Source organism: Streptomyces sp. NPDC048650 (genome assembly GCF_043199095.1).
In the GTDB taxonomy this organism is placed as follows: Bacteria; Actinomycetota; Actinomycetes; order Streptomycetales; family Streptomycetaceae; genus Streptomyces.
Genome location: NZ_JBICVM010000003.1, coordinates 330,445 through 343,437 on the forward strand (window position 1 = coordinate 330,445; position 12,993 = coordinate 343,437).

At 75.3% G+C, this 12,993-nt stretch carries 12 protein-coding genes; 4 read left to right on the forward strand and 8 right to left on the reverse strand.

Annotated features, from left to right (window positions below; genetic code table 11):
• The first annotated feature begins 5 nt into the window (after nt 1-5).
• The gene (locus ACGFML_RS10800; protein ID WP_393542202.1) at nt 6-440 is read left to right on the forward strand and encodes an acyl-CoA thioesterase; all 435 of its coding nucleotides are present in this window, start codon (nt 6-8) and stop codon (nt 438-440) included.
• Nucleotides 437-1,168, forward strand: a complete 732-nt coding sequence (locus tag ACGFML_RS10805) for a hypothetical protein (RefSeq protein ID WP_393542204.1) — start codon at nt 437-439, stop codon at nt 1,166-1,168. Before ACGFML_RS10800 ends, ACGFML_RS10805 begins: the two co-directional genes overlap by 4 nt.
• Before the next feature lie 87 nt (nt 1,169-1,255).
• Here the strand turns inward: ACGFML_RS10805 and ACGFML_RS10810 are convergent, their stop codons facing one another.
• From ACGFML_RS10810 to ACGFML_RS10845, 8 genes are all read right to left on the reverse strand, one after another.
• Nucleotides 1,256-1,660: a globin gene (locus ACGFML_RS10810; RefSeq protein WP_393542206.1), complete on the reverse strand. Its 405-nt coding sequence runs from the start codon at nt 1,658-1,660 to the stop codon at nt 1,256-1,258.
• Nucleotides 1,661-1,769: 109 nt separating this feature from the next.
• The gene (locus tag ACGFML_RS10815; protein WP_393542207.1) at nt 1,770-3,239 is read right to left on the reverse strand and encodes an FHA domain-containing protein; all 1,470 of its coding nucleotides are present in this window, start codon (nt 3,237-3,239) and stop codon (nt 1,770-1,772) included.
• A 39-nt stretch (nt 3,240-3,278) separates the two neighbouring features.
• Nucleotides 3,279-3,446: a hypothetical protein gene (locus ACGFML_RS10820; RefSeq protein ID WP_393542209.1), complete on the reverse strand. Its 168-nt coding sequence runs from the start codon at nt 3,444-3,446 to the stop codon at nt 3,279-3,281.
• A gap of 141 nt (nt 3,447-3,587) precedes the next feature.
• Entirely contained in the window at nt 3,588-4,907 is a 1,320-nt protein-coding gene (locus ACGFML_RS10825; RefSeq protein WP_393542211.1) for a PP2C family protein-serine/threonine phosphatase, read from the reverse strand.
• 1 nt (nt 4,908) lies between these two features.
• Nucleotides 4,909-7,377 (reverse strand): tetratricopeptide repeat protein, encoded by a 2,469-nt coding sequence (locus tag ACGFML_RS10830; RefSeq protein ID WP_393542213.1) that lies wholly within the window; start codon nt 7,375-7,377, stop codon nt 4,909-4,911.
• Nucleotides 7,374-8,681 carry a hypothetical protein gene (locus ACGFML_RS10835; RefSeq protein ID WP_393542215.1) on the reverse strand — a complete coding sequence of 436 codons (1,308 nt, stop codon included), beginning with the start codon at nt 8,679-8,681 and terminating at the stop codon, nt 7,374-7,376. The genes ACGFML_RS10830 and ACGFML_RS10835 overlap by 4 nt, the downstream gene beginning before the upstream one ends.
• Nucleotides 8,682-8,847: 166 nt before the next feature.
• On the reverse strand, nt 8,848-9,849 hold the full coding sequence (locus ACGFML_RS10840; protein WP_393542217.1) for a glutamate ABC transporter substrate-binding protein: 1,002 nt from the start codon (nt 9,847-9,849) through the stop codon (nt 8,848-8,850).
• A gap of 26 nt (nt 9,850-9,875) precedes the next feature.
• Nucleotides 9,876-11,270 (reverse strand): hypothetical protein, encoded by a 1,395-nt coding sequence (locus ACGFML_RS10845; RefSeq protein ID WP_393542727.1) that lies wholly within the window; start codon nt 11,268-11,270, stop codon nt 9,876-9,878.
• Between the two features lie 426 nt (nt 11,271-11,696).
• Between ACGFML_RS10845 and ACGFML_RS10850 the strand changes: the two genes are divergently transcribed.
• Together ACGFML_RS10850 and ACGFML_RS10855 are read left to right on the forward strand one after the other, a co-directional pair.
• Nucleotides 11,697-12,389 carry a FadR/GntR family transcriptional regulator gene (locus tag ACGFML_RS10850; protein ID WP_393542218.1) on the forward strand — a complete coding sequence of 231 codons (693 nt, stop codon included), beginning with the start codon at nt 11,697-11,699 and terminating at the stop codon, nt 12,387-12,389.
• A 219-nt stretch (nt 12,390-12,608) separates the two neighbouring features.
• Nucleotides 12,609-12,977 carry a hypothetical protein gene (locus ACGFML_RS10855; RefSeq protein ID WP_393542220.1) on the forward strand — a complete coding sequence of 123 codons (369 nt, stop codon included), beginning with the start codon at nt 12,609-12,611 and terminating at the stop codon, nt 12,975-12,977.
• Nucleotides 12,978-12,993: the final 16 nt, after the last annotated feature.

Here is a 12,993-nt window from a genome sequence, read left to right on the forward strand (position 1 = left end):
CCGTCGTGCGATACCTCTACTCCTGCCCCCTGCGCTGGTCGGACATGGACGCGTTCGGCCATGTCAACAACGCGGTCTTCGTCCGCTACCTCGAAGAGGCGCGGATCGACTTCATGCGGCGGCTGGCGCCAGGGGGCGGCAGCCCGTCGTTCACGGGCGGATCGGTGGTCGCCCGGCACGAGCTCAACTATCTGCGGCAGTTGGTGCACCGGCACTCCCCGGTGGACATCGAGCTGTGGGTGACGAAGATCAGTGCCGCGTCGATGACGATCGCGTACGAGGTCAAGGACGACACGACGCTCTATCTGCGGGCCTCGACCGTTGTGGTGCCGTTCGACTTCGAGCGGGAGCGTCCCCGCCGCATCACCGCGGAGGAGAAGGCGATCCTGAAGGAGTATCTGGACGACTCCTCGCACCAGGAGGAGGCCGCCGCCGTATGACGGCGCTGCGTCTGGCCGATGCCGGGGAGGCGGCGGATCTCGCCGCCTTCCTGGCCCGGCTCATCCACTACGACCGCGCGGCCGCGGTACGGCTCCAGGCCCGCGACGGGGTGCTCGCCGTCTTCGGCCGCCCGCCGTCCTTCGAGGTGCTGGCCATCCGCACCGCCCGGCTCGCCGACGCGGACCTCGCCCTGGATCTCACCGTCTCCGCCGGTGAACTCCTCGAAGGCGTCGGTGCGTCGGAGGAGGGCGTGCTGACCGTGCCCGCCGCCGTCACCGGACCACCGTGGGCCGGACTGCTGCCGCCGCGCGCCGGCTGGCAGCGGGTCCCGGGTCTGCCCGCGCCCGAGGCGCTGCTGCGGACGGTGGCCGCAGCGGTCGCCGAATTCCGGGCCCGCGACGCGGAGTTGCCCCCGCAGCACCGCACCCGTACCGAACGGGACCGCATCGGGCGGGAGATCTGGTCGCGGACCCTGGGGGACACCCATCTTCCGCTGCGCGCCGCGCACGCCGCCCAGTCGCTGGGCTTTCTGCGTCCGGCGCGGTCGGCGGCCTACGCGGGCGGCGCCGTGTCCGGTGGGCACACCCCGCAGTCGGAGCAGCAGCCGACCCTGCTGGCCGCGGGCGGCTGGCTGCGGCTGAGCACCGCGTACGGCTCCATCGCCGTGCGGACCGGCGGCCCGGCCGGGCTGACCGGACTGTCGGGGATCACCGTCACCCCGGTGTGACGGGGCCGCCGGCCTTCTCCCCCTGCTCGCCACCGGGTCCGCCACCGACCGGTCGGTGGTCCGCGCCCGACCGCGGTCGGTCCGCGCTCAGTCCGCTGCGTTGATCATCGAGGCGGCGGCGTACGTGAGGTAGTTCCACAGCTGCGTCTCGTGCTCCTCGGCGAGGCCGAGGGAGTCGACGGCGTCGCGCATGTGCCGCAGCCAGGCGTCGTGCGCGGCCCGGTCGACGGTGAACGGGGCGTGCCGCATCCGCAGCCGGGGGTGGCCGCGACCGTCGCTGTAGGTACGGGGCCCGCCCCAGTACTGCATCAGGAACAGCGCGAGCCGCTCCTCGGCCGGGCCCAGGTCCTCTTCCGGGTACATCGGCCGCAGCAGCGGGTCCTCGGCGACCCCCTGGTAGAAGCGGTGCACCAGACGGCGGAAGGTCTTCTCGCCACCGACCTGTTCGTAGAAGGTCTGCTCCTGAAGCGTGCCGCGCGGAATCTTGTTCACCCGTCCATGGTGTCAGACGTGGCGGCCGAGGACTTGGGGCGTAGGACCGGGAACGCACCGCGGGGGCGTGACCGTCCGGTCACGCCCCCGCGGTGGTCCGTCCGCCCGGTCAGCCCCGGCGGACGGTCAGCGTCGTCCAGGCGCCGACGTGCACCCGGTCGCCGTCGTGCAGGGGCACCGGGACGTACGGCTGGACCGGTTCCTCGGCGAGGTTGACCGTCGTGCCGTTGGTGGAGTTCTGGTCCACCACCGCCCAGCTGCCGTCCTGCTGCTGCACCAGCAGCGCGTGCTGGTGCGAGACGCCCGGGTCCTCCGGTGCGCGGCCCAGGTCGACATCCGGGGCCTCGCCCGTGCTGTTGCGGCGGCGGCCGATGGCGATCTGCCCGCCGGCGAGCGGGAGCACCTGCTCGGGGGAGTACGCGGGCAGGTTGAGCCCGGCCGCCTCCGGGCCGCTGCGGCCCATCATCGCCATGAAGTACTCGCGGTCCGGGGCGATGGCCACCACCCAGCCGTCACCGACGACCGGCGGCGGGCCCTGCGGCGGCGCCGCGGGACCCGGGCCGGGGCCGCCGTTCCACTGCTGCTCGGGCGGCGGGCCCTGGTGCTGCTGCTGCGGGTCGTACGGGCCGGGCTGTTGCTGCTGCTCGAACGGCTGCTGCTGCGGCTCGTAGGGGCCCGGCTGCTGCGGCGGGAACGGCGCGGGGGGCTGCTGCTCGAACGGGGCCTGCGGGCCGGGGCCGGGGGACGGCGGAGCCATCGGCGGCGCGGCCTGCTGCTGCGCGCCCGGCGGGTTCAGCGTCCAGTCGTCCCCCTGCTGCGGCGGCGGGGGGCCGGGCTGGCCGGGGTAGCCGCCGGGACCGGGCATGCCGGGCGGCGGGCCCTGCTGGGGCGGCTGTTGCGGGTCGAAGGGAGGTTGCTGGTGTGGTGCGGGCGGTGGGAAGCCGTATCCGCCCTGGCCGCCCTGGGTGCCGGGGCCCGGGGCGGGCGCCGGCTGCTGCTGCGGCTCGTAGGGGCTCGGCTGCTGGGGCGGCTGTTGCGGGTCGAAGGGGGGCTGCTGGTGTGGTGCGGGCGGCGGGAAGCCGTAACCGCCCTGCCCGCCCTGGGCGCCGGGGCCGGGCATGCCGGGCGGCGGGGCGAAGGACGCCGGGGAGGTCGAGGAGTGGGTCAGGAAGTTGTAGCGGCAGTTCTCGCAGAACGGCGCGTTCGCCTCCCGCGGCGTACCGCACTGCGGGCACGGCTCGGGCGGTGCGGCCTGGTCGGGACCGGGCGCGGGCGGCGGGAAGCCGTAACCGCCCTGGTTACCGGGGCCGGGCGCGGGCGGGGGCGGGGGGAAGCCGTAGCCGCCCTGGTTGCCGGGGCCGGGCATGCCGGGCGGCGGGCCGGGCTGGCCGTGCGGGTCGCCGGGCGGCGGGCCCTGCTGCTGGGGCGGCGGCGGGGGGCCGGGCTGGCCGGGCGGCGGCGTGTTCAGGAACCCCGCAGGCAGGGAGGGCGGCGGGGGGACAGCGCCCGCCATCCTGTGGCCGCACACCTCGCACCAGTCTTCGGCCACCGACTGGTGTCCGTTCGGGCAGGTCGGCATGTCGGTTCTTCCCCCTCCGTACCTTTTCTTCCAGTGGTACTACTCGGTACTAGTCGTGCTGTTTCTTCGGGTATTGCTGCACACGAAGGGTTCTCGCCGAGTGTGCGGCGGGGGTCGTCCCGTCCGCGTCGGCCACCTTCGCCTTCGTCGCACAGTACCGGTCGCCGCGTGGGCGACGCCCACCACCTTCGCAAGGAGATTCGCCATGCCCGCATTCCCCGGGGCGCCCCCCGGGTGCCCCGGGGGACCCGGTTTCCCCGTGAGGGTGCCCGGGTCGTCCGGCTTGCGGGCATCACGCGCCGGCTGGCTGAGTTGCCCCGTTTTCGTGTGGTCTGCTGAGCCCGGTCGTCAGGCCGTTCCCGGCCCCTCGGGTGGCGTGGGGAACGGTACGACCGCCACCGTGACGTTGTCGTGGCCCCCGCCGTCGAGGGCGTGGCCGACGAGCGTCCGGGCGGCGTTCAGGGGCCGGGCGGGCGAGTCCGGGGGCAGTACCGCGGCCAACTGCACGGCGGATTCGGCGTAGTTCCAGAGCCCGTCCGTGCACACCACCACCACGCCGGGGCCGTCCGGTTTGAACGTCACGGTGTGCGGCTCGACCTCGTAGGCGTCCGCGCCGAGCCAGCCCGTGATGGCGTGTGCCCGCTCGTCGGCGTTCGCCTCGGCCTCGGTCATCAGGTTGTTCGCGACCATCTGCGCGGCCCAGGAGTCGTCCTCGGTCAGCCGGGCCGGGGACGCCGTGCGGTCGTTGGGCACCCAGTACGCGCGGCTGTCGCCGACCCATCCGATGGTCAGCAGCCCGCCGCCGACCACCGAGCCGACGAACGTGCAGGCGGGGGCGTTCTGCTGACGGTGTTCGTCATGCACCAGGGACGGGTCGGCGGCCAGTGCGTCGACCGCCGCAGAGGCCGCCATGATGGCGTCGTGCATCGCCTGCTGGGGGTGCGTACCGCGCGGCAGCGACGCCAGCAGCGCCTCGCCGGCGGCCTCGCAGGCCGCCCGGGACGCCTCGTCCGGCCGGGTCGCCGAGGAGACGCCGTCGCAGACCACCGCGACCAGAGCCGGTGACTCGTCCGGCAGGGCCGTGGCCCGCAGCGCGAAGAAGTCCTCGTTGCGGTGGTGGCGGTGCCCGCGGTCGCTGACCGCCGCGCAACCCGCCGACTCGCTCTCCATGTGGTCGCGTTCGCGCGGGGTGTGGCCGCAGTGGTCACAGAGCCCGTCGGCGTCCACGGCGCCCGTATGGCAGGCGCCGCAGAGGGAGAGGGTGTCGGGGCCGCCGGCCGCCTCCTCGCCGACGGCGCCCTCCGTGGCCTCCTTGACGCGCTCCGCGGCCCCGGCGGCCCCCGCCGCGGCGTCGGCCACCACTTCGTAGCCGGCGACGCGCGGATCGACGGGCCGGGCGGGGCCGCCCGGCGGCGGGCCGTCCGCCGCGGCGCGGCCCTCACCGGCCATGTCCTCGTCCGGAATCCGCGTCGTCGGGTCCGGCGGCGGCGGTCCGGCCGGCCCGTCGTACGTCACCCCGACCGTCGGGGCGTACGCGGGCGGCGGCGGCACCGCGCCGTACGCCGCGGCGGGCGCCACGAGGTCCGTGCCACACCGCCCGCAGAATTTGTCCCCCGCGTCGAGCGGCTCCGCGCAGCTCCGGCAGCGGGACGGCCCAGTCACACCCATGTCACACCCACGTCCTGGGGCGGAAGCGGTTGGCCCGCTCCACCAGCTCGATCCTTTCCTCGCCACGCTGCGCCAGCCGCGCCAGCAGGCGGTACGACCTCTCCAGCCCCAACCGCAGGCCGCGTTCGTCCAGCGCGCTGCCGAGCAGCGGCGGCCGTTGGGGCGGGATCCGCCCGTCGTCCGGCCGGGCACCGTGGCTACCGGAGAGTACCCAGTCCAGGGCGCTGCCCAGTACCTCGGTGGTCAGTTGTTCGCGGCGTTCGGCGTCCAGTCCGGATTCCGCCAGCAGCTCGACCTGCCGGGCGGCGTCCCGGAGTTCACCCAGCAGCGCGTCGCACGGCGAGCGCTGCCGCAGCCGGGCCCGGACCGCCGCGATACGCGCCGCGGTGCAGTGCGCGGACGACTGCGGTACGGATTCCAGTGCCCGGACCGCCCCGCCGCGGTCGTCCGCCGCCAGTCGCACCCGGGCCAGCCCGAACGCGGCGCTGACATAGCTCTGGTCGGTCGTCCACACCATGCGGTAGTACTCCGCGGCGGTGTCCAGCTGCCCCAGCAGCTCCGCGCAGACGGCCAGCGCCAGCTTCGGCGCCGTCTCGCCCGGGAAGGCGTCGTAGACGGCGTCGAAGGAGAGCGCGGCGCTCTCGTGGTCCCCGCAGGACAGCGAGACCAGCCCGTGGTGCCACACCACCCGCCGGTCGCCGTCCCCCCGCACGCCGGGCTGTGCCTCGACGGCTCCGAGCAGTGCCCGCGCCGCCGGGCCGTCCCCCGTCTCCAGATGGGCACGCAGTTCGCGCAGCCGGATCTCCAGGGAATCGGTGGGGGCCGAGCGCAGCGCGGGCAGCAGCTCGGCCGGGGGGAGGGCCGTCACCCCGGCCAGGAAGCCGGCGCCGGGATCGGTCGGGTCCACCCGCCCCACCGGCAGCGCGAGCGCGGCCGCGGCGGGGTCCAGCGGGCGCAGCGTGAGCGCGCCGGGTGGCGGCGCGGCGCGCCGCGGGGCCGCCCGGCGCGCCCCGAGCAGCGAACTGTCGCCACTCAGGGGTGCCGTCAACTCCGTGTCCACCACGCGCAGTTCGGGGCCGAACAGCTGTGAGGGTGCCGGCCGCTGCTCGCCGCACTGGAGCGCCACGACCTCCCGCAGCACCCCCGTCAGCTGCTCCGCCATCTCCTCCGCGGACGCGAAACGCCGTGCGCGGTCCGGGTCCGTGGCGCGCACCAGCAGCCGGTAGAAGGACTCGTAGGTGCGGAAGACCTCGATGTGGTTCGGGTCCGGCAGCGAGTCGGCGAAGACGTTCGTATACCCCTGGAAGTCGAAGGTGAGGACGGCCAGGGTGCGGGCGACGGTGTACAGGTCGGAGGCCACCGACGGGCCGAGCTCGGCCATCTCCGGTGCCTGGTAGCCGACCGTCCCGTAGATCGGGCTCCGGTCGTCGTCCATCCGGCGCACCGCGCCCATGTCGATCAGCTTGAGCCGGTCGTGCTGCTGGATGGCGTTGTCGACCTTGAAGTCGCAGTACAGCAGGTGGCGGCGGTGCAGTTCGCCGAGTGCCTCCAGCGCCTCGATGCCGTACGCACACGCCTGCTCGACCGGCAGCGGATCGCGCCGGCCCTGGGGCGTGCGGCGCTCGTTGGCGATGTCCTTGAGTGATTTGCCGCCGACGTACTCCATGACGATGTAGCCGTCCAGGCTGCCCGTCGAGGGGTCGAGATGCTCCACGAAGTTGTAGATCCGCACGATGTTGGCGTGCTCGATCTCCGCCAGGAACCGCCGCTCGGACACCGCGACCGCCAGCGCCGCCTCGTCGCCGGTGTCCAGCAGGCCCTTGAGCACCACCCACCGGTCGGCGACGGCGTGGTCGACGGCCAGGTAGATCCAGCCGAGCCCGCCGTGCGCCAGGCAGCCCGCCACCTCGTACTGGCCGTGCACGAGGTCGCCGGGCCGCAGTTTGGGCACGAAACTGTACGGATGGCCGCACTTGGTGCACAGCCCCTCGGGGCGGCCGGGCTCGCCGCCGCGGGTCCGGCCCACCGGCGCCCCGCAGTCGCCGCGGCTGCAGAACCGCTTCCGTTCGGGCACCTCCGGGTCCGCCAGCACGGCGGTGTGCGGATCGGGTCGCGGCACCTGCGGCACCGCCACCAGCCCCGCTCCCAGCCGCCCGCGCCCCGGCCCCGAGGGGTCCGACGCCCCGGACCCGGGTCCGCTGCCTGCGCTGCGCACCGGCGCCGGCATGCCCCGCGTCGTCCCGCCGTCCCCGCCCCACGCCCGCGCGAGCCGGCCCGGGACGGAGCGGCGGGACGACGGCGCATCCGGGACCCGTGCCGTCAGCTCCGTCGGGGGAGAGGACAGCAGCCCGCCCGGCGAGACCACCGGCGCCAGCCCGCAGACGGCGCAGTACAGCTCCCCGCCGCCGACGTCCTCGTACCTTCCCCCGCACCGCGGCCGCTGGCAGTCCTCCCCGGCCCCCTCCGTCATGTCTCCTCCCTGCCGCCCGGCTGCTCCGGCGCCAGCGCCTCGGCCGCCGCCCGCTGATAGCGCCACACCGCCTGCTCGGCCGCCCGCAGGTCGCACGGGGCGCTCCACAGCATCCGGCGGGCCGTGTCGTACCGCTCCAGCAGCAGCGGGTCCCCGGCCATGCCGTGCCGGGCGATCTTCGCCTTGTACGCGTCCAGCCGCCCGCGCAGCTCGGCGCGTACGGCCAGCGGGGCGGTCACCGCCGTCAACGACTCCCGGGCCCGCAGGAGTTCGTCCTCCGCCCGCTCCTCCAGGCTGTCCAGCAGGGGGGAGAGCCGGTGCCACTGCGCCCGCCTGCGGTGGTCCGCGGCCGCCGCCAGCTGTTCGTGCAGCGCGGTCGACGGGCCGCTGACCGCCGGCACATCGGACCCGGCGATCTTCGCCAGCACCTCGATGCGGGCCTGCCGCGCCTCGGTCAGGGTGCGGTCGGCCCGCGAGAGCACGTCGCGCAGCCGCATCAGCCGTCGCTCCGCGTCCTGCCGGACACCCAGCACCGCCTCGATCTCCCGCCGCACGCCCTCCAGGGCGCGTGCCGCACGGTCGTAGCGGCCGGTGTCCGGACGGCCGCCGCCGGGGGCGGAACTCCCCGTCGACGTCGACACCCAGAACGCCAGCGGGTCCGCGATCACCTGGCTGCGCAGCAGGGTCAGTTCGTCCGTGATCCGCTCCAGGTCGTCGCCCGCCGGGTGCTCGCCGGGGCGCACCCCCACCGAGTGCGCCAGCGAACGCGTCCGCTGGAGCTCGGCCGCGAGCAGGTCGATCCGGGCCGGCAGCGCCGACCACACGGCGTCGGCGGCGATGATGACGTCGAGCGAGCGCGCATAGAGCGCGTTCATCCGGTCGACCAGCTCCGCCGGGCCCAGCGCTCCGCCGGCCCGGGGCGGTCCGTCCTGCGGCCCGCCCTCCGGTGTCGGCCCGCCGCCGTGCAGCAGCCGTGACAGCTCCACCAGGTCGTCCGGGGACGGCAGCCGGCGGCGGGCCCGCAGCTCACGCGCCGCCGTCAGCGCGGCGGTGTAGGCATCGAAATGCGACCACAGGACCGCGATGGACCGCTCGGCGACGGCCCAGCGCTCCTTGGTGGTGCCCGACAGGTCGGCACCCTCCAGCAGCCGGCGGCCGGCATGGTCCTGCAGCGCGAGCAGCGACGTCTCTAGCGCCTCGTACTCGGCGCCGAGCCGCGCCAGGGCGCGGTCCACCGCCTCCAGGTCCAGAGCCGGGGCGGGACGCCTGTCCGCGGAACCGTGGAAGGGCCCAGGGACCCCCATCGATCACCTCTCCAATACGCGTACGGCGCGCGGCGGTCGGCGCGCCTGGCTCGCTGGTGGGACTGCTCGCTCCCCGCCCTTCCCTCCATAGTGACGGCAACTGCCGTTTCGTGGGCGGCAGACCGCCGACGGCCGCACCGGGCGCCGGTGTCGCCGCCGGTGCGCCTCAGTCGCTGTACTCCGGCGCCGGCGGCCCCGTGATCCCCGGCAGATCGGCCCGCAGCCACTTGCGGTACGACCGCATCCAGGGGCTGTCGGCGCCCCCGTCGCCCCGGTAGTCGTCCAGAACCTTGTTGACCCGCCGCACCAGATCCGTGTCGTGTGCGTTCACCGCCACGCCGTACGGCTCGTCGGTGAACGTCCGGCCCTTCAGCTCGACCGTCGGGTCCTGGGCCGCCTGCGCGGCGGCCAGCGCGTTGTCGGTGACCACGGCGTCGGCCCGGCCCAACTGCAGCCGCACCAGGCAGTCCAGCTGGCTGGGCACCGTCAGCACCTCGGCGCCGTGCGGCCGCGCCGCCAGCTCCGCCTCGCCCGTCGAACCCGCCGCCGTGCACACCCGCTTGCCGCGCAGCGAATCGTCGAACGCGGTCACCGCCGACCTCTTGGGCGCCAGCACCTGCTGCCCGCCCTGGAAGTACGCCGTCGAGAACGCCACCTTCTCCTTGCGGGCGCAGTTGATCGTCATCGTCCGGACGACCAGGTCGACCGTGCGCCGCTGCAGCGCCGGAATGCGCTGATTCGTCGGCACGGCCATGAAGACGACCTTGGCGCCGGGGCCCAGGATGTCCTCGGCGACGGCCCGCGCCAGATCGATGTCGAAGCCCTCCAGCTTGCGGGTGCCCGGATCGCGGTAGCCCCAGCGGTAGGTGTTCTGGTCGACGCCGACGACCAGCTGGCCCTTCGCCTTGATGCGGTCCACCGCCGGCCCGTCGTCGGCCGACGGCCGCAGGCTGCGGGCGGCGGTGGACGGCGTGCACCGCGTCCCGGCGGACGCCGCGTGCGGCGGCCCGGCGCGGTGGACGGCCGGCCGGCCGCCCTCCAGCACCCCGCCGAGCGCGTCGCCGCCCAGCGCGGGCACCAGGACCGCGGCGGCCGCCGCCATGATCCCCACGCCCGCCGCGACCGGTGCCAGCGCGGCACGCAGATTCACCAGGGCTCGCGCGCGCATCCTCATGCCCCCCTCACCAGGCCCCCTCACCGGTACTCCGACAGCCTGCGTCCGATGCCCAGGACCGCGCCGACCGCGCCCAGCAGCGCCAGTGTCACCGCCCCCGTCGCCAGCCCGCCGAGCGCCGCCCGACCGATGTCCGCCGCCGAACGGAAGTCGTGCTGCTCGTGCACCAGCGCCCGGTGCAGCGCGGCGTCCACCCGGTCGAAGGACGCCCGGGTGGGCCGGTCGTCGCCGACCACCTTGGCCAGCGCCTGGTCGTAGTCGCCCTTGTCGTCCGCCGCCCGCGCCTCGGCGTGCCGCGCCTGCCACTGCCGTACGTGCGCCAGTGCGTCCCGTACGGCGCGCCGCCCCGTCTCGTCGTCCGCCAGCGCCAGGGCCGTCCCCAGCCTGCTGCCGGGTGACGCCGGCCCGTGCGTGCCGGGGCCCGCCAGGTCCGTCATCCCCGAGCGGAACGCGGCCTCGTAGAAGTCCTTCTGGTCCCCGGTCAGCACGGCTCCGCGCGCCACCAGGGTCAGATTCTCGTCGCCGCGCGACCGGAGCGAGTCGATCCGCGCCTCGTTGAGCACCCGCAGGGACCGCGCCCCGCGGTCGGAGGAGTCGCTCACCCCCGCCCGCGCCACCGCATGCCCGGCCACCAGCCACAGCAGCACCGTCACGGAGGCCGCCGTCGCCGCCAGCAGGCCCCGGTTGAACACCCGGTTGGTCCGGCGGTAGTGGCGCCGCTGCGCCCAGGCCAGCGCGGCGAGGGCCAGCGCCCCGGCGGCCAGCGCGTACCACGGCCAGGACTTCGCGGCGGCCTGGTCGGCGGCCAGCCGGTCGTTCTCCGCGTCGTACAACGCCCGTGCGGCGGGCAGGAGGTCCGTGCGCATCCGGTCGTTGGCGTACCGCAGATAGGCGCCGCCCAGCGGCAGCCCCTGCCGGTTGTTCGTGCGGGCCGTCTCGACCAGCCCCGCGTATTGCGGCAGTCCGCGGTTCAGCCGGGCGATCTGCACCGCGGCCCGACCCGGCCCCCGTGTGCCCTGCGACGCCTTGACCAGCAACTCCGCCGCTGTGGCGAGGTCTTGTGCGTACCGATCCCGGGTGGCCGCGCTCTCTTCCCCGCCTGCCAGGAAGCCCCCGGCGGCCGTGGTGTCCGCATCGGCCAGCGACCGGTAGACGCCCGCCGCGTTCGCGCTCAGCGGCTGGCTGCGCTCCACCACGTCGTCCGCGGCCGCCGCCCGGTCGGACACCTGCCAGGCCGTGACCGCGCCGAACACCAGCACCAGCAGGGCGAGCACGGCACCGATCACCCGCAGCCGGCCCGGCTCGGTCGTCGCCGCGGCCCGCAGCTCGTCCAGGCCGTCGGCCCAGGCCGTCCGCCGCGTGGCCGCCCCGTCGTCGCCGGCCGGCGTGGCGGGGACGGGCGGAGCGGTCTCCACGGTCGGCAGGGACCCTGACACCACGGAACCTCCCCCTCGGTCGTCGCGGCCGGACCCCCGCGCGCAGTGCCGGCGGGGGCGTTCACGAGAACTGGTGCACGGGCAGCAGTATGTCTGCACCCGTGGCCGGGCACACCGCTCTTGACCCGATCTTGTGTGGATCCCGATGGGCCCCGGGCCCGGGCGGGCTCCCTCCCACCCTGCCTGACGCGGGCGCGGGACGGCCGGTTCCCGGGGCCGCCCGGGGCCCGCGGTCGAGGAGCCCGCACCGTCGCCCGCGCGGACTCCACCGTCCGCGCGGGCACCCCCTAGAGTTACTCCCAGGGCAGCCGGTCGCCAGACGTCAGGACACCGGGCCCCGCGGCCGTGACCCGGGCAGGGCGGCCCGGGACTGCCACCGCAGACCTGCCTCCTGGGAGTGATCGAGTGCAAGCGGTCCGCAAGGGCAGGGTGTCGCTGGTGGAGATCGCGACCGACGAGATCCGTCACCAGATCGTCACGGGCGTCTGGCCGGTGGGCAGCCGCATCCCGCCCGAGAGCGCGCTCTCCGAAACGCTCGGGGTCAGCCGCGCCTCGGTCCGCGAGGCCGTCCGCTCCCTGGTGCACTCCGGGCTGCTGGAGCCCCGGCAGGGCGACGGCACCTTCGTGATCTCCGACGACGACAGCGCGGTCGCCCTCCGTCGTCGCCTGGAGCGCGCCGAACTCACCCATGTCACCCAGGTGCGCCAGGGCCTCGACGTGGTGGCCGCCCGGCAGGCCGCCCGGCACCGCACCGACGCCCAACTCGCCGGGATCGAGGCGGCCCTGGCCCGTCGCCGCGCCGCGCTCGTCGCCCACGACGTCGACGCCTTCACCGCGGCCGACGCCGAGTTCCACATCCTGGTCGCCGAGGCCGGCGACAACCCCGTACTCGCCGACATCTACCGCTCCCTCAGCGCCGCCCTGCGCGCCGAACTGCGCCGCGCCGCCTGCCTGGACACCGCCACCGCCGCCGCCACCGACCCCCACTCCCGGCTCGCCGACGCCATCCGCGACCAGGACCCCCAGGCCGCCGTGGACGCCGCCGTCCTGCTGCTCGCCGGGCACGTCCGGGATCTCGCCCTGCCGCTGGACGACTGACCGGGGGCCCGGGAGGGTCGTCGGCGGGCGGAAGGCCGGTGGCGGCCGCAGGGCCGGAGGGCCGGTAGGCGGTCGGCCGGGTATCGACCGCGGCGCGTACGAAGCGTCGCGCGCCCCCTGGTTCGCCTCCGCGCGCCGCTGTCCGGCACGCCGCTTCATGACTACTCTGAGTGACGAAGATGTTCAGCGGGTCCCCACCCGGAGTATCGGAGGTCTCTTGTGCGACGCGTAGCGAAACTCCTCAAACCCCTGGCCGCCGCCACCGCCACCGGCGCCCCAGCTCCCGGCAGCGCCCTGCCGGCCAGCGGTTTCCTCACCATCGGCGGCACCACCTATATCGACCCGGCCGGCCACTACCCCCTCGGCCATCTCGCCGGCGGCAGCGCCACCCTCGTCATCAACGACACCGACCAACACATCACCATCGTCACGGAAAGCGACCACGACCCGTGTCGTGATCACGACGGTGCCCAGGGCCGCGCTCCCGGCCGCGCCGCCGACATCGTGCTCGCCCCGGGCGGCCGGACCGAGACCCGCCGGGGGCACAGCGTGCACGTGGGATGGGGGCGGGCGATGGGCGGCGGATAGCGGGTTGCGGGTTGCG

What these genes read in the sequence shown, in the direction of transcription:
- ACGFML_RS10805 (WP_393542204.1), top strand. Translation starts at nt 437, where the DNA reads ATGACGGCGCTGCGTCTGGCCGATGCCGGGGAGGCGGCGGATCTCGCC.
- ACGFML_RS10815 (WP_393542207.1), bottom strand. Translation starts at nt 3,239, where the DNA reads ATGCCGACCTGCCCGAACGGACACCAGTCGGTGGCCGAAGACTGGTGC.
- ACGFML_RS10820 (WP_393542209.1), bottom strand. Translation starts at nt 3,446, where the DNA reads ATGGCGAATCTCCTTGCGAAGGTGGTGGGCGTCGCCCACGCGGCGACC.
- ACGFML_RS10825 (WP_393542211.1), bottom strand. Translation starts at nt 4,907, where the DNA reads ATGGGTGTGACTGGGCCGTCCCGCTGCCGGAGCTGCGCGGAGCCGCTC.
- ACGFML_RS10830 (WP_393542213.1), bottom strand. Translation starts at nt 7,377, where the DNA reads ATGACGGAGGGGGCCGGGGAGGACTGCCAGCGGCCGCGGTGCGGGGGA.
- ACGFML_RS10835 (WP_393542215.1), bottom strand. Translation starts at nt 8,681, where the DNA reads ATGGGGGTCCCTGGGCCCTTCCACGGTTCCGCGGACAGGCGTCCCGCC.
- ACGFML_RS10840 (WP_393542217.1), bottom strand. Translation starts at nt 9,849, where the DNA reads ATGCGCGCGCGAGCCCTGGTGAATCTGCGTGCCGCGCTGGCACCGGTC.